The 14,280-nt window shown below is 71.1% G+C and carries 17 protein-coding genes; 3 read left to right on the top strand and 14 right to left on the bottom strand.

Annotated elements, in window-relative coordinates:
• Nucleotides 1–2: 2 nt before the first annotated feature.
• Nucleotides 3–683: an ArsR/SmtB family transcription factor gene (locus AC1HFH_RS09655; protein ID WP_480247091.1), complete on the bottom strand. Its 681-nt coding sequence runs from the start codon at nucleotides 681–683 to the stop codon at nucleotides 3–5.
• A 207-nt stretch (nucleotides 684–890) separates the two neighbouring features.
• On the opposite strand from AC1HFH_RS09655, the gene AC1HFH_RS09650 reads away from it, so the two are divergent.
• Both AC1HFH_RS09650 and AC1HFH_RS09645 read left to right on the top strand, forming a co-directional pair.
• Nucleotides 891–2,168, top strand: a complete 1,278-nt coding sequence (locus tag AC1HFH_RS09650) for an MBL fold metallo-hydrolase (RefSeq protein ID WP_480247090.1) — start codon at nucleotides 891–893, stop codon at nucleotides 2,166–2,168.
• Entirely contained in the window at nucleotides 2,165–3,427 is a 1,263-nt protein-coding gene (locus AC1HFH_RS09645) for an MFS transporter (RefSeq protein ID WP_480247089.1), read from the top strand. The genes AC1HFH_RS09650 and AC1HFH_RS09645 overlap by 4 nt, the downstream gene beginning before the upstream one ends.
• A gap of 195 nt (nucleotides 3,428–3,622) precedes the next feature.
• Here AC1HFH_RS09645 and AC1HFH_RS09640 read toward each other — a convergent pair whose 3' ends face one another.
• From AC1HFH_RS09640 to AC1HFH_RS09630, 3 genes are all read right to left on the bottom strand, one after another.
• On the bottom strand, nucleotides 3,623–4,072 hold the full coding sequence (locus AC1HFH_RS09640) for a nuclear transport factor 2 family protein (RefSeq protein ID WP_480247088.1): 450 nt from the start codon (nucleotides 4,070–4,072) through the stop codon (nucleotides 3,623–3,625).
• Between the two features lie 24 nt (nucleotides 4,073–4,096).
• Nucleotides 4,097–4,942, bottom strand: coding sequence for a pyridoxamine 5'-phosphate oxidase family protein (locus AC1HFH_RS09635; RefSeq protein ID WP_480247795.1), 846 nt, complete (start codon nucleotides 4,940–4,942; stop codon nucleotides 4,097–4,099).
• 81 nt (nucleotides 4,943–5,023) lie between these two features.
• Complete coding sequence (locus AC1HFH_RS09630; RefSeq protein ID WP_480247087.1) at nucleotides 5,024–5,476, bottom strand: VOC family protein; 453 nt, start codon at nucleotides 5,474–5,476, stop codon at nucleotides 5,024–5,026.
• A 152-nt stretch (nucleotides 5,477–5,628) separates the two neighbouring features.
• Between AC1HFH_RS09630 and AC1HFH_RS09625 the strand changes: the two genes are divergently transcribed.
• A complete protein-coding gene (locus AC1HFH_RS09625; RefSeq protein ID WP_480247086.1) occupies nucleotides 5,629–6,192 on the top strand; it encodes a CGNR zinc finger domain-containing protein in 564 nt (187 codons plus the stop codon).
• On the opposite strand, the gene AC1HFH_RS09620 is transcribed toward AC1HFH_RS09625, so the two are convergent.
• From AC1HFH_RS09620 to pgsA, 10 genes are all read right to left on the bottom strand, one after another.
• Nucleotides 6,165–7,352, bottom strand: a complete 1,188-nt coding sequence (locus tag AC1HFH_RS09620) for a tetratricopeptide repeat protein (protein WP_480247085.1) — start codon at nucleotides 7,350–7,352, stop codon at nucleotides 6,165–6,167. The genes AC1HFH_RS09625 and AC1HFH_RS09620 overlap by 28 nt on opposite strands.
• A 7-nt stretch (nucleotides 7,353–7,359) precedes the next feature.
• On the bottom strand, nucleotides 7,360–7,554 hold the full coding sequence (locus AC1HFH_RS09615) for a DUF3046 domain-containing protein (RefSeq protein ID WP_480247084.1): 195 nt from the start codon (nucleotides 7,552–7,554) through the stop codon (nucleotides 7,360–7,362).
• Nucleotides 7,555–7,600: 46 nt separating this feature from the next.
• The gene (locus AC1HFH_RS09610) at nucleotides 7,601–8,764 is read right to left on the bottom strand and encodes a glycosyltransferase (protein WP_480247083.1); all 1,164 of its coding nucleotides are present in this window, start codon (nucleotides 8,762–8,764) and stop codon (nucleotides 7,601–7,603) included.
• Nucleotides 8,765–8,815: 51 nt separating this feature from the next.
• Complete coding sequence (locus AC1HFH_RS09605; RefSeq protein WP_480247082.1) at nucleotides 8,816–9,529, bottom strand: PIG-L deacetylase family protein; 714 nt, start codon at nucleotides 9,527–9,529, stop codon at nucleotides 8,816–8,818.
• A gap of 26 nt (nucleotides 9,530–9,555) precedes the next feature.
• A complete protein-coding gene (locus AC1HFH_RS09600) occupies nucleotides 9,556–9,732 on the bottom strand; it encodes a hypothetical protein (RefSeq protein WP_480247081.1) in 177 nt (58 codons plus the stop codon).
• 110 nt (nucleotides 9,733–9,842) lie between these two features.
• A complete protein-coding gene (gene pspM / locus AC1HFH_RS09595) occupies nucleotides 9,843–10,688 on the bottom strand; it encodes a phage shock envelope stress response protein PspM (protein WP_480247080.1) in 846 nt (281 codons plus the stop codon).
• Nucleotides 10,689–11,559: 871 nt separating this feature from the next.
• Nucleotides 11,560–12,372 (bottom strand): PspA/IM30 family protein, encoded by an 813-nt coding sequence (locus AC1HFH_RS09590; protein WP_480247079.1) that lies wholly within the window; start codon nucleotides 12,370–12,372, stop codon nucleotides 11,560–11,562.
• A gap of 200 nt (nucleotides 12,373–12,572) precedes the next feature.
• Nucleotides 12,573–12,959 carry a helix-turn-helix domain-containing protein gene (locus tag AC1HFH_RS09585; protein WP_480247078.1) on the bottom strand — a complete coding sequence of 129 codons (387 nt, stop codon included), beginning with the start codon at nucleotides 12,957–12,959 and terminating at the stop codon, nucleotides 12,573–12,575.
• A gap of 125 nt (nucleotides 12,960–13,084) precedes the next feature.
• On the bottom strand, nucleotides 13,085–13,591 hold the full coding sequence (locus AC1HFH_RS09580) for a CinA family protein (RefSeq protein WP_480247077.1): 507 nt from the start codon (nucleotides 13,589–13,591) through the stop codon (nucleotides 13,085–13,087).
• On the bottom strand, nucleotides 13,588–14,274 hold the full coding sequence (gene pgsA / locus AC1HFH_RS09575; RefSeq protein WP_480247076.1) for a CDP-diacylglycerol--glycerol-3-phosphate 3-phosphatidyltransferase: 687 nt from the start codon (nucleotides 14,272–14,274) through the stop codon (nucleotides 13,588–13,590). The genes AC1HFH_RS09580 and pgsA overlap by 4 nt, the downstream gene beginning before the upstream one ends.
• Between the last annotated feature and the right edge of the window lie 6 nt (nucleotides 14,275–14,280).

The raw sequence follows: 14,280 nt of genomic DNA, 5'->3' as shown, positions 1-14,280 counted from the left end.
GGTCACGCGAAATTCGGATCGGCGGTCTCGACGGGTAGCTCGGCCAGACGCCACTCCAGCATGCCGTCGTGCAGGCGAACGGCTCGACGACCGTGGCCGTCGAGCAGCCGCACCGCGTCGTAGGCGAGCGCGCAGTATTCGCCGCGGCAGTAGACCACGATGTCGGTCTCGGCGGGCAGCTCGCCGACTCGGTCGGCCAGTTCGGCAACCGGGATAGACACGGCACCGGGGATGTGCCCGGCCCGGTACTCCTCGACGGGGCGCACATCGAGCACGACGATCTCGCCCGCCTTGCTCCGCGCGATCAGCTCCTCGCGGGTGAACTCGGCGTCGGCGGCCGGCCCCAGGTATGCCTCGCGGGCGGGCCCGACCGCAGCCTGATGGGTCTCGGCAACCCTGCGCAGCAGGACCAGCAGCTCGGCGACGTCGTCCCCGGCGAGCCGATAATGGATCCGGACACCCTCGCGGCGGGTCGCGACGAATCCGGCCTGTTTGAGCGTCTGCAGATGCGCCGAGGCGGTGGTGAGGTTCAGGCCTGCGGCTTTCGCCAGTGCTTCCACCGTTCGCTCCCCCTGGGCCAGGAGGTCGAGCAGTTCGAGACGCTTCCCGCTGCTCAGCGCTTTCCCGCTGACGGCAAAGCTGTCGTAGAGCGCCGACTTGGCGACCCGTTTCCCCGCAGCCATCTTCTCCTCCGATCATCCGGGACGGCGTAACCACCCTCTTGATAATCCATCTTCCCATGGAATACTATCAGACATTATTCCATGGTTTATTGGATTATCTACCTACGCAGGAGCACGTCATGCCGACCGACCTCTCGCTGATCCCCGTCGTCGACGAGGGACTGGGGCAATTCGACCTATCTGCTGGACCTCGGCGACGGCCGCGCCATGGTGCTCGACCCCGAACGCGACCTGCGCGAGGTCCGCGCCGAAGCGGGGCGGCGGGGTCTGCACATCGCGTATGCGGTGGAGACCCACCTGCACGCCGATTTCATCTCCGGCGTGCGCGATCTCGCCGAGACCGAGGGAGCCACCGTGCTCGCGCCCGATGTCGGCCCGCGAGACTTCCCGGTGACCGCACTACGCGACACCGACCGGATCGAACTCGGCCCGTTCATCCTCGAAGCACTGTTCACACCCGGACATTCCCCGGAGCATCTGTCGTATCTGCTGTACGACGACACCCGGCTCCTCGGGGTGTTCACCGGCGGATCGCTGATGGTCGGTACCGCCGGCCGCACCGATCTCGTATCGGCCGAGCAGACCGTGCCGCTGGCATGCGCCCAATATCATTCGCTGCAGCGCTTGATGCAGCTCCCCGACGACACTCCGGTCTGGCCCACCCATGGCGCCGGGTCGTTCTGTTCGTCCGCGCCGGAGGGTGAGCGGGTCAGCACGATCGGCAGGGAGCGGGCCACCAATCCGCTACTGCAGGTCGACGGTGAAGACGCATTCGTGACGGCACTGCTCGCCTCGCTCGGTACCTTCCCCGACTACTTCCTGCGGCTGGCCGAGATCAACCACCGGGGACCGTCGGTCCGCACCCCGGAGCTGCCGGAGCTGACCGGCGCCCGGGTGGCGGACCTCGTCGCAGCGGGCGCACAGATCGTGGATGTCCGCGAACCGGCCGCTTTCGCCGCCGGACACATCCCCGGCGCGCTCTCGATCACCTTGCGCCCGGTCTTCGCCACCTGGCTCGGCTGGCTCACTGATCCGAACCGACCGATCGTGATCGTGCGTGACCCCGCCCAGAGCGCCGACGATATCGCCTGGGCGGCAGCGAAAGTGGGAGTGGACCTGCTCGCCGGGGAACTGGCCGGCGGTATCACCGGCTGGACCGGCCGGATCGATGCGGCATCGGTTCGCCTGGTGCCGGCCGCAGCCCTGACCGGCCGCCCGCAGCGCACCGTGCTCGACATCCGGCAACGCAACGAGTTCGCCACCGGCCACGTGCCGGGCGCCCGGCATACCGAATTGGGCGCCCTGCCGGTCGAAGTGCCCGAGCTGCCGGACGGTCCGGTCCTGGTGCTGTGCGGGCACGGCGAACGGGCCATGAGCGCGGCCGGGTTCCTGGCCCGTGCCGGGCACACCGATATCGACGTACTGGACGGCGGCCCGGCCGACTACGCCCACGCCACCGGCACACAGTTGGTGCGCGAGCGATGACGCTGCGCACCACCACCCGCCCACCGGTTCTCGGGCTGCGGGCGAATCTCGCACAGTTCACGTTGCTGGTCGCGGTGAATGCACTGGTCGGCGGCATGGTCGGCCAGCAGCAGACGGTACTTCCGCTGCTGGCAGAAGCGGAGTTCGGCCTCACCGGCTACACCTACATCTTCACCTACGTAGCCGCCTTCGGCATCACCAAGGCGGTCGCCAACTACGTCGCGGGCACCTTCGCCGACCGGTACGGGCGCAAACCGGTGCTGCTGATCGGCTGGCTGCTGGCCCTGCCGGTGCCGGTGATGTTGATCGCGGCGCCCGGCTGGGGCTGGGTGGTGGCGGCCAATGTTCTCCTGGGTGCCAACCAGGGGTTGACCTGGTCGACCACCGTGGTCATGAAAATCGATCTCGTCGGCCCGGCGCGGCGCGGGCTCGCCATGGGTCTGAACGAAGCGGCCGGGTACGGCGCCGTCGCGGTCAGTTCGCTGGTGGCGGGCTACCTGGCCGAGCAGTACGGACTGCGACCGGCGCCGTTCCTGCTCGGCCTCGCCTACGCCGCACTCGCACTGCTGATCTCCGGCGTATTCGTCCGGGAGACACGGGACCACGCGCTGCTGGAAGCCCGGCAGCACCCGCCCGGACCCGCCCGGTTGCACGCCGACCTCACCGACCGGCAGATCGCGATCCGGACCAGCCTGACCGAACCGGCACTGTCCTCGGCCAGCCAGGCCGGGCTGGTCAACAACCTCAACTTCGGTCTCGCCTGGGGACTGTTCCCGTTGCTGTTCGCGACGGCCGATCTGTCGGTCGGCCGGATCGGTTTCCTGTTCGCCCTCTACCCCGGTGTCTGGGGCATCGGGCAGTTGGTCACCGGCGCCCTGTCGGACCGGATCGGACGCAAACGGCTGATCGTCGGCGGGATGGCGGTCCAGGCGGCGGCACTCGCGGTGATCGCTGCATCGCACGACTTTCCCGGGTGGGCCGCCGGCACCATCCTGCTCGGACTCGGCACCGCGATGGTGTATCCCACCCTGCTGGCCGTCATCGGTGACGTCGCCCACCCGGCCTGGCGCGGCCGCTCCGTCGGCGTCTACCGGGTCTGGCGGGACCTCGGCTACGCGGTCGGCGCGGTACTCGGTGGCCTTGTCGCGGATAGCCTGGGCCTGACCGCCGCCGTCTGGGCGGCCGTGGCGGTCAGCGCCATCTCGGCCGCCGCCGTCGCATTCCGGATGTACGAGACACACCGACCGGAAGCGCGCTGACTCCGGGGCAACCGCGGTAGCACCGGCAGCAGAGCAGCGGCGTCCGGGACGCGGTGGTTGCTGCCCGGCGGCGGGCCGCCTCCCCCGTTTCCCGCGGATCGGTCGACCACCGGCCGCCGGCCCGCTCGGGCCCGACCCCTCCAACAGGCATCGGGCCCGACTCGGGTATGCCGCGGGACGCAGCGGTGCGGATCGCTACTGCTGCGGCAGCGGGGTTTCGTCGCCGTCCGGGCGGGGACCGTGGATGCGGCGCTCCGACTCGTCGATCGGGACGTCGTTGATGCTGGCCTCCCGGCGGGACATCCGGCCGTCCGGCGCGAACTCCCACTGTTCGTTGCCGTAGCTGCGCCACCACCGCCCGGTGTCGTCGTGCCATTCGTATTGGAACCGGACGGCGATGCGGTTGTCGTGGAAGGCCCACAGGTCCTTACGCAGGGCGTAACCGTTTTCCTTCGCCCACTTCCGGGTGAGGAAGTCGACGATGGCGGCGCGACCGGTGAAGAACTCGTCGCGGTTTCGCCAGACCGAGTCCTCGGTGTAGGCGGCGGCGACGCGTTCGGGGTCGCGGGTGTTCCAGGCATGTTCGGCGGCACGCACTTTGGCGCGGGCCGAGTCGGCGTCGAAGGGTGGCAGTGGTGGTCGCATGGTGGTCGGTCCTTTCGAATAGGTTCAGATTGCGGGGTTGGCCGGGGAGAGTTCGGCCGGCCCCCAGCGCAGCACCGCGGCGTCGGTGGTCGCCCGTACTTCGGTGATGTCGAAGATGACGGCGCACTGGCCGGCGGTGCCGAAATGTGCCGGGTCCCAGTCCAGCCGGGCGGTGCCGGTGAGTTGCAGGGTGGTTCCGGTCCGCCAGTCCGGGATCAGGAGACCACACCGCGGGTCGGTGTGGATATTGCCGAGGGTCTGGAACATCGAGTTTCCCTGATAGTCCGGCCAGCGCAACCGGGTCGGCGACAACACTTCCAGGAAGCCCGGATTGCCACCGCGATGGGATGCGTCGGCGCCGGCCTCGGCGATCGTTGCGATGAAGAAGGTGTCGGCCGCGGCCACGGCCGCCTGTTCGGCCGGGTCGAGTGCGACGCCGTGCCGCACCGCCGGCGTGCGGGCCGCGGCCCACTCGTCGATCTCGCGCCGGGAGATGTACTTCGGGCAGTTCGAATACACCTGGTCGACGGTGAGGTGGATGCCGTCGTCGGTCGGTGTCGACCGCCCGTTGACCCGCATTCGCCGCCGGCGTTGCGGTTGCAGGGCGATCATGCCGACCGGGGCCGCCTCGGCCAGCACCTCCGCCAGCGGGTCGGCGGCCGCGGGCCGGGCCGCCACCTCGATGGTGCGGGTGCCGGTCACCCGGGCGAAACCGGGCAGGCCGACGAGCTGACTCGCCCACACCTGCCCCGCCCGGTCGGCCGCACCGAGCACCAGCATCGGCTGTGCCGCGAGGAAGGCCGCGGCGGGGGCGGGGATCTCGGCCCGGATGGACCGCCCGACCCGCGCGGCAATCTCCGCCTGACCCATCCGTTGCTGCACTGCGAGTTCACCGGCATGGAACACAGCCACCGCGACCTCCTCGTCTCGTCGTTTTCCGTTGTCTCCTGCTCAGAAGAAGCCGCAGGTGGGGGCGGAACCACTGGGCGCCGGTGCGGTCTCGGCACCACTGGGTGCGTACACCTCGAGCCGGATGCCGTCCGGGTCGGCGAAGAAGATGCCGCCGGAGGCCGCGCCCTCGCCGTGGGCCACGACCCCGTCGTGGGCGAATTCCACCTGCAGCTCCTTCAGGACCGACTCCACCGCCCGCACTTCGTCCACGGTGTCGACCTGGAACGAAAGATGATGCAGGCCCGGAGTCTTCGGCGAGAATGCGCCGTCGCTCTGCTGCCACAGGGTGATCCGGAGCTCACCGTCGGCACCGAGGAATGCGAACCGCTGCTCCCCTTCGGTACTGGCGCCGAGCTGCTCGAAACCCAGTGCTCGCCGGTAGAACTCGACCGAACGGGTGAGATCGGTGACATTGAGCCCGATGTGCCCGGGAGCCGGCTGCGGTGCGGTCATGGTGTCCTCCTCGTCGTCCAACCGGCTATTCCGGTTGACTGGTTAGTAGATTGCCATCCCGCACGACCGTCGTCAACCCTCTAAATGAATTTACCCGGTTAGAATGGAGACCCGTCCCGGAAACACCTGATCGGAGGTGGTTAACCTCAGCTATGGCCGATCCCCGTCCCCACCTCGGCGAACCCCTCGCCCTGGACCTGCTCAACACGCGATGGAACTCCGGCGGCATCCGAGACCTGCTCGGTGATGTGGCCGGCCTGCGCATCTGGCTGGATACGAACGGACTCACCGACCGCGCCGAGGTGAGCCCGGCCACCCTGGCCGCGCTGCGCACCGCCCGCGACGCCATCTACGACGTGGTCACCCACCTGGACGGCGATGCCCTCAGCATCGACCCCGCCCGGGCCCAGGCCCTGGACGCCGTCCTCGCGGAGGGCCGGATCCGCCGCGCGCTCACCACCGCCGGTCCGGTCGACATCCCCGAAGCCGATCCGACCCGGCTACCGGGCTGGCTGGCCGCCGCGGACCTGCTCGACCTGCTCGAACGCTCCCCCGGCCGGATCCGCCAGTGCGCACATCCGGAATGCGTGCTGTTCTTCTACGACACGTCCAAGAACGGGGCGCGCCGCTGGCATTCGATGGCCAGCTGTGGCAACCGGACCAAGGCCGCCCGCCACTACGCGCTGCATCAGAACAGTTCGTCGAGCAGCCGGTAGTACGCCAACCGGTCCGGATCGGGCCGGAACGGCCCGTAGGCCGCGTAGCAGGCGGCCACCTCGGCCGCCCCGAACTCCTCCCGCAGCTCCCGCTCCGCCAGCGCGAGATCACGATGCCGGTCCCCGACACCCAGCGCACCGGTGTCGAGCAGGCGACCGTCGACGAGCACATTCGCCGGGGTGAAATCACCGTGGGTGACCACCGGATCCGTCGGCACCGGCGGGTGCTCGAGCAGTCGTTCCAGGATCTCGTCCGGGGTCAGGTGCCGATGGTCGGCATCGAAGTCGCCGGTATCCACGAGCCCCTCGAGGACACGGCGCCGGGCCCGGCGCAGCAGCACCTCCGGCCCGGCGTCGAACGGGCAGTCCGCGACCGGCAGCGCATGCAGCCGGCGCAGCACACCGCCCAGTACTGTGCCCGGCGAAGCACCGGGTGCCGCCGCCAGGCTGGGGACCCCGGCATCGGCGAGCAGCAGCATCTCCTCGCCCGGCCGGGTCACCGCGGCGACGATGTCGGGAACCGCGATACCGTGGTCCCGTAACCAGCTCGACCGGTGGTATTCGGCGGCAGCCACCGGACCGGTCTTGCACCAGTACCGGTCGCCGATCCGCACGACACCACCGCTGCGGCCCTCGTGTGCGGTGGACCAGACCGCGTCGGCGTCCACGTACGCGGCGATCTCGGGGGGCAGCGGCCGCGCCGGGCCGGGCAGTTGCCGCAGCGCGGTCCACGAGGATTCGATCAGTTCGGCGTCGCCTTCGGCGACCCGGTTCCGCAGCGCCTCGATCAGCAGCGGCCGCGCCTCGTCGGGGCGGTGCTGCTCGGCCAGCGCCCGGCCGAGTTGCTGGGCGGCGAACGACACCAGTTCGGGATCGGTGTCCCGGGCGGCGGCCAGCGCCCGCCGGTACAGCGTCTCGGCGGCCTCGAAATCGCCCTGGGCGTGATACACCTCGGCGAGGTTGATCCACACCGAGATCCGGCGCTGCTCGGTGTCGACGAGTTCGAGCGCGTGATCCAGGCTGTCGAGGGCCTCGGCGTAGCGGCCGAGCAGCATCAGCTCGACCCCGTGCCGCCGGTGCCCGGTGAACCCGTGCGGTGCCACGGCGGCGACCCGCGCGGCGAGTGCCTGCGCGAACGGTCCGGCCGCCGTGACGGTCATCGCCGGCTCACCATCGGATTCGGGGGACGTCGAACTCGGCGCACAGCGCGCGCCACACCTCCCGGGGATCGGTCCCCGCTTCGATCGCCGCCGCACCGGTACGTCCGCCCAGTGCCCGGCTCACGTGATCGACCAGCAGCGCATCCGCGCGAGCCGGGCCGAACTCGGTGTGCATCAGCTCTCGGAACTCGGTCAACCGCACGCCGCCAGAATACTCGCGTCCCGCGGGCCCGCACAGGGGCCGGGCGTCAGCGGACCGGGACCGACGTCGCCGCACCGTGGCAGATCGCGACCGGATCGGCCACCTCCCGCGCTCCGGCGGCCGCCCGCCGCGCTGCCGCGGTGTACCCGGAATCGGCGAGCACCGTCTGTACCGCGGTCCGCACGGCCTCCTCGGTCAGTGGCCGCACCAGCAGGGAACTCCCTTGCCGCACTGCACGATTGGCCAGTTCCCATTGGTCACCGCCACCCGGGACGGTCACCACCGGAACTCCGGAGCCCAGGGCCTTCGCCAGCAGTCCGTGCCCGCCGCCGCCGATCACCAGGTCCGCGTGTCCGAGCAGTTCGTCCTGCCGGCCCAGGCCCGCCACCGCCCAGGGCGGCAGGTCGGCGGGCGGGGCGTCGAGCATCGAGATCGCCACCCGCACGCCCGCCCCGTCCAGGGCGTTCAGGACGGTGTCCACCATCCCGTGCACCCCGGTATGGGCGGTCGACGGAGCCACGACGACGAGCGGATCGTCGCCGGGTGGCGGGACGAGCACGGCATCGGTGGGCTCCCACAGCAGCGGCCCGACCACATGGGTGTTGTCCGGCCAGTCGGGACGCGGCACCTCCAGGGCGGGCAAGGTGGCGATCAAGCGCGCGGCGGGCCCCGGATCGGCCGCGGGCAGGCCGATACCGGAACGGGCGGCGGACCGTTGCCGCTCCCCGATCCGTACCGCCCGTGCGGTCATTGCCCGCAGGGTGTGATCGCGCAACCGGCCCCGCCAGCCACGACCGGGAGCGAGGCCGCTGCCGATCGGCGGCAGCCCCCTGGACGGCCGGTACAGCGGATGCGGCGACAGCTCCACCCACGGCACCCCGAGTTTTTCGGCGGCCATCCCGCCCCCCGCGGTGAGCACATCGGAGACGACCAGTTCCGGCAGCATCGCCCCCAGGTCCGGCAGGATCTCGGTGGCGATGTGGGCGGCCCGCTGATGGATACGCTGCCCGGCGTCGGCATCGTCGTCCACCGGGCGCGGGGCCAGGCCCTTGAGTCGCCGCACCCCGATTCCGGCGTCCCGCGCGGCGTCGATCCAGCGCGGCCCGGTGAACAGCACCGGTTCGTCACCCGCATCCCGCAACCGCAGGCACAGTGCGATCGCGGGGAAGGCATGCCCGGGGTCCGGACCGGCAACCACGGCTATTCGCATGCGCCCCAGGGTGCCACATCCGCCGATTCGGGCGGCAGTGCCGCCGCGGGTTCAGCCGCCGAAGGTGAACAGCTCGAAGCCGACGGCGTGCTCGGCCGGGAAGTCCCCCTTGGGGCCACAGGTCATCTCGATGATCGCCGCCACCTGCCGCTCCACCGGTTCGTCCGGGGCCAGCACCTCCAGGTACCGGCGGTGTGCGGTCAGCGAGGCCCGGGCGGCATCGAGGGTGTCACCCACATCGACGGCGTGGTCGGCGACCGGCCCGGCGACGGCCGCCCACCGGGCGTTCCACGGGGACAGATCGGCGATCTCCGGGAAGATCCACTCGTTGCCCGCATCGGAGACCGCGTCCAGCGCGGCCCGCCCGACGGCACGATGATCGGCGCTGTTGACCATCCCGGGTGCCCAGGTGTCCCCGAAGTTGAACAGCACCACCATCTCCGGCCGGTGCCGCCGGATGGCCGCGGCCAGATCGCGGCGCAACTCCAGTGTCGGCTCGAGGCGACCGTCCGGATACCCGAGGAACTCCACCTGTCCGACCCCGACCGCCTCGGACGCCGCGATCTGCTCGGCCTCGCGCAGCGGGCCCGATTCGGCCGGCGACAGCCCGGCGATGCCCGCCTCACCGCGGGTGGCCAGCACATACCTGATGTCCTTGCCCTGCCCGGTCCAGCGGGCCACGGCCGCCGCGGTGCCGTACTCGATGTCGTCGGGATGCGCGACGATCACCAGGCCGCGCTGCCAGTCCTCGGGAAGTGGTTGCACAGGCTCATCCTAAGCGGCACAGCCGGTTACAGCTTGCTGACATCGGATTTGTCGCCGGACCCCGTCACCGCCTTGTACAGCAGGTACAGGCCGAAACCGATGGCGGCGACCACCAGGATCGGCATCAGGCCCTTGACGATCGCGCTGAGGATCGTCAAAGCGATCCACGCGACGACCACGATGCCGATGATCTTCCACACCATTGCCGGACTCCTTCGTCGATGTCCCGAACCACCGACCGGTGATCCGCAACCTCCACACTGCCGGACAAGTCGCCGGAAATCACCAGGTCACAAGCGATATCCGGGAAAGATCAGGGTTGTCCCCCACCTCGCTGGGCGGCCGCGGGTTCGGTAGGAGCCGGGACGCGTTCGGCGATCTCGGCCAGCGCCTGCGCCCACCCGTCGAGGCGGTCCGCGGCGTCGCGCAGCTCACCGACGATGCTCTCGAACCGGAAGGCGACCACCGCATCGTCGGGCACCGTGAGCACCCGCGCCGCCGCGGCCACCAGCTGTTCGTATTCGGCGACACCGGCCTCCAGCCGATCGAGGGACCGGCCGATACCCGCGGTCATGGCGGCGACCGCACCGCCGTCGGCGCCGGCGACGAGCGCCGCCGCCTGTTCCATCGTCACGATATCGGCGGCCAGCGCGTGCAGCGCCGCCGCACCGGATGCCGAGGTCTCGGTCAGATCCGTCAGATCGGCCTCGGGCAGGCGCCCGGTCCGGGTGATCTGGCCGGTCAGCTCCCGCAGGGCGCGTTCGGCCCGGATGAGCCGCTGAACCGGCCGACGCGCCACTGACCGCAGGCCGGGCGCCTTCCGGGGCACCAACGGCACCGTCTGCTGCGCCGCATTGCGCAGCCGCAGATAGCGGCGGGTACTCATCGCGGCCCCGGAGACCAGCGCAACGGCACCACCACCCACCGCGACAACCGCCCAGGCCGGTGCCGACACCACCACCAGACCGACCGCGCCGACCGTGGTGATCCCGGACGCGGTGCCCAGGCGGATGCTGCGGCGCCGGGCCCGGCGCCGTTTGCGCCGCTCCCGTTCGGCCGGGTCGGACCATTTCCGCACCGCGGCCAGCGCGTGCAAACCGGCGTCGCGTAGTGCGACCGGTAGCCCACCCGGGACCGGTGCGGGTATTCCGGCCCCCACCGGAGGTGTCTCCTGGGGCACGGTCGACTTCGGGAGCTCTGCAGCTGTCTCCGGCAGCGACGCCGGGTGGACCGACGGCGGCTCCTCGTGGGCGGGCGGCCCAGGCCGCGCCTGCGCGGGGCCGTCCGGTGGAACGGCGCGTCCTGCAGGTGGGGCCTGACCCGGCGGTATCGGCTCGGCGGGAGCCGGGGCCGACCCGATGTCCGGCGAGGTCGGCACCCGACGCCTGCGCAGGCGTCCTCGGCCGGTAGCAGCCGCGGTGTCCGCAGGGTCGGCATCGGCGGGTACGGCGGCGACTCGGCGAGGGATGCGAGGGGCTCGTCCGGCGGCGTCGGCGGCGGACACCCGGCCGGTGCCGGGCTCGTAGGGCGCTGCGGGGCCGATTCGGCCGGAGTCCGGCGGCGTCGCGAGCGCGGCGGCGCGACCGGTGGCGCCGGATGCGGCCGGCGGCGTCGGTCCGGTAGTTCCGGTGGCCTCCGGCACTGTGGACGCCGGTGCCGTGGCATCGGCAGGTGGGATGTCGTTTCGGCGTCGGAAAAGCCGCGCTCGACCGGTTGCTGGGCCGGCGGCGGACGCCTGGCGGGCCCGGGGTTCGGCGAGCGCCGCAGCGTCGACCCGGCCGGAATCCGGTGGTGCTGCCGAATCGGCTCCGCCACCGGTGGCGGAGGGAGCGGTGGCCGCCGATTCCGACGGGGGCGGGCCGGCCGGTGCGCCGGTCTGCGGCGGTGTGGCCGGGCGCAGCCGCGCTGCGTCCCGGATCCGGCTGATTCGGCTACCGCTCATCATGTCCTTCCCTCGGCCGACCGGTGACGGCCGGACCGAGCCGGTCGGGTGGGCAGCGCGAACCCGCCGCCACCCGCGACCGGTTCTCCTACTGCTGGGCGGCCTGCCCCTTGTCGATCTGCGGGGCCTGCGCCGGGTTCGCCTGGGGCGCACCGGTATTGCCGGTGGGCAGCGCATCGCCACGCATGGATGCGCGGATCTGCTCGAGCCGGCTGTGTCCGGCCATCTGGATGCTGGCCTGCTGCACATCCATCATCCGGCCCTGCACGGAGTTCTGGGCGAGCTCGGCCGAACCCAGCGCGGTGGCGTACCGGCGTTCGATCTTGTCCCGGACCGCGTCCAGGCTCGGGGTGGTCCCCGGCGCGGCGAGGGTGGAGTCCATCTGGTGCAGCGACGCGGACACCTGCTCCTGCATCTTGGCCTGCTCCAGCTGGCTGAGCAGCTTGGTGCGCTCGGCGACCTTCTGCTGCAACACCATGGCGTTCTGCTCGACCGCCTTCTTGGCCTGCGCGGCGGCCTGCAGCGACTGGTCGTGCAGCACCTTCAGATCCTCCACCGACTGTTCGGCGGTGACCAGCTGCGCCGCGAACGCCTCGGCGGCGTTGGTGTACTGGATCGCCTTCTCGGTGTCACCGGCCGCGCTCGCCTGGTCGGCCAGGGCGACCGCCTGCCGTGCGTTCGCATTGAGTTTCTCGACCTCGTCGAGCTGGCGGTTCAGCTTCATCTCGAGCTGCCGCTGGTTACCGATCACCGACGCCGCCTGCTGCGACAGCGCCTGATGCTGGTGCTGCGCCTCTTCGATGGCCTGCTGGATCTGCACCTTCGGATCAGCGTGCTCCTCGATCTTGGAATCGAAGAGGGCCATCATGTACTTCCAGGCCTTGACGAACGGATTAGCCATCGATTGATCCCGCCTCCATCTGATGCGCCGGCTCGGCGCTGCTGGTGATACGCGTTCGCGTACCCGATATGTGCTTGTCCTTCACCTGCGGCAACCGGACCCGGCTGGCTGCGGGTCCGCTTCGACGCCTAACAGAAATCTAGTCGTTTCGGCGGCCGATCCGCAGCCCGTCACCGGATCGACACTCCGGGCCCACCGCATCACCCGCCTTTGACCAGCACCAGCGTGTCGGTACGGGGGGCCGGGATCACAATCCTCGTGCCGGAGGCAAGATCGATTGCCGCGGCCTCCTCGGCCGCCGGTTCCGCCCCGGCCGGCACCGCCGGACCCACCGGCTCGGGCACGGCCCCGGCATCGGCCGCCGCAATGACCGTGCTCACATCCCAGAGCACCCGCGACAGCGGAATGTCCAGGGCGGTGCAGATCGCGGCCAGCAATTCGCTGGAGGCCTCCTTGCGGCCGCGCTCCACTTCCGACAGGTACCCGAGGCTGACCCGCGCGGCGGTCGACACCTCACGCAATGTGCGGTCCTGAGCGAGGCGCGCGCGCCGCAGACTGTCCCCGATTGCCTCTCGCAGCAGCGTCATGGCGTTCTCCTCACGCTCGTATCACCGCCGCATGCGACGGTCACCTCTGTCCGGCACAACGCGGGACCCCTATCGGATGGTTCCCGACGCCGGTCCCACGCACCTCCACTGTTCCGCCGCGACACTCAGCGCACCCGGTCTCCCGGGGACGTTACACAGCGGAGCAGCTCCTGTACCGCATCTCGCACCGCTCCGATCCGGATCGCCCAGCGATCACCGGACAAGGTCAATCGTAGGACCTCGGTGTGCTGCGCACCGGCCAAGCCGAGGTATACGGTCCCGACCGGGTGCCCGTCGGCCGGGTCCGGGCCTGCCACACCAGTGAGGCCGATGCCCCAGTCGGCCCCGCACCGGTCCCGGGCGCCGACGGCCAGCTGCTGTGCGGCGCCGGCCGAGACCGGCCCGGATTCGGCCAGCAGTTCGGGCCCGACACCGGCCAGCGTCTCCTTGAGGTCGGTGGCATAGACGATCAGTCCGCCGCGCAGCACCGTGCTCGCCCCGGGAACACCCGCGATGGTCGCCGCGAGCAGGCCGGCGGTCAGCGATTCCGCGGTCGCGACGGTGGCACCCGCGGCGTCCAGCGCGGCCACCAGCTCGCCCGCCGGGGCCGCCGCGACCAGTGGGTCCCTCACGTGCGGTGCTCGCCTCGGGACCGGCCACCCGCGATCCACACCCGGGCGGCCTGACCGACATAGTCCAGGCCGGTCAGCACGGTCAGCGCCACCGCGGCGTACATCAGCACCATCCCGGCCGTCGCGAAACCGCCGGACAGCGGCAGCAACAGCAACGCGATCGCCACCGATTGCACCAGCGTCTTGAGTTTGCCGCCCCGGCCGGCCGGGATGACTCCGCGCCGGACCACGATCAGCCGCAGCAGGGTGACCCCGGCCTCCCGGCCGCAGATCACCAGGGTGATCCACCAGGGCAGATCCCCCAGAACGGACAGCCCGATCAGCGCCGCACCGATCAGCGCCTTGTCGGCGATCGGGTCGGCCAGCTTGCCGAAGTCGGTGACCAGCCCGTATTTGCGGGCCAGTTGCCCGTCGAAGCGGTCGGTGATGGCGGCGAGGCCGAACAGTGCGGCGGCCGCGATCCGCCACCCGGTGTCGTGCCCGCCCGCGGTGAACAGCGCCAGCACGAACAGCGGGACCAGCACGATCCGCAGCACGGTGAGCACATTGGCGATGTTCAGCACCGGTACCGGCTTGTCGGCGCGCGCCGCGCGGTCCGGTCCGGCGCCGGCCGGTACCGCCCGCAAGGGCGGCGCCGGCGGGCCGGCCCACCCGTGGCCCGACTCCTCCGGTTGCACGCTCATCCCGTC

The organism is Nocardia sp. KT25-26 (assembly GCF_056627695.1).
The sequence above is the reverse complement of the archived record's forward strand: the minus strand, read 5'-3'. Positions and strand labels throughout refer to the sequence as shown.

Excerpts from the sequence above, each read along its gene's own strand:
- AC1HFH_RS09655 (WP_480247091.1), bottom strand. The coding sequence starts at position 683 with ATGGCTGCGGGGAAACGGGTCGCCAAGTCGGCGCTCTACGACAGCTTT.
- AC1HFH_RS09650 (WP_480247090.1), top strand. The coding sequence starts at position 891 with ATGGTGCTCGACCCCGAACGCGACCTGCGCGAGGTCCGCGCCGAAGCG.
- AC1HFH_RS09645 (WP_480247089.1), top strand. The coding sequence starts at position 2,165 with ATGACGCTGCGCACCACCACCCGCCCACCGGTTCTCGGGCTGCGGGCG.
- AC1HFH_RS09640 (WP_480247088.1), bottom strand. The coding sequence starts at position 4,072 with ATGCGACCACCACTGCCACCCTTCGACGCCGACTCGGCCCGCGCCAAA.
- AC1HFH_RS09635 (WP_480247795.1), bottom strand. The coding sequence starts at position 4,942 with ATGGGTCAGGCGGAGATTGCCGCGCGGGTCGGGCGGTCCATCCGGGCC.
- AC1HFH_RS09630 (WP_480247087.1), bottom strand. The coding sequence starts at position 5,476 with ATGACCGCACCGCAGCCGGCTCCCGGGCACATCGGGCTCAATGTCACC.
- AC1HFH_RS09625 (WP_480247086.1), top strand. The coding sequence starts at position 5,629 with ATGGCCGATCCCCGTCCCCACCTCGGCGAACCCCTCGCCCTGGACCTG.
- AC1HFH_RS09620 (WP_480247085.1), bottom strand. The coding sequence starts at position 7,352 with ATGACCGTCACGGCGGCCGGACCGTTCGCGCAGGCACTCGCCGCGCGG.
- AC1HFH_RS09610 (WP_480247083.1), bottom strand. The coding sequence starts at position 8,764 with ATGCGAATAGCCGTGGTTGCCGGTCCGGACCCCGGGCATGCCTTCCCC.
- AC1HFH_RS09600 (WP_480247081.1), bottom strand. The coding sequence starts at position 9,732 with ATGGTGTGGAAGATCATCGGCATCGTGGTCGTCGCGTGGATCGCTTTG.
- AC1HFH_RS09590 (WP_480247079.1), bottom strand. The coding sequence starts at position 12,372 with ATGGCTAATCCGTTCGTCAAGGCCTGGAAGTACATGATGGCCCTCTTC.
- AC1HFH_RS09585 (WP_480247078.1), bottom strand. The coding sequence starts at position 12,959 with ATGACGCTGCTGCGAGAGGCAATCGGGGACAGTCTGCGGCGCGCGCGC.
- pgsA (WP_480247076.1), bottom strand. The coding sequence starts at position 14,274 with ATGAGCGTGCAACCGGAGGAGTCGGGCCACGGGTGGGCCGGCCCGCCG.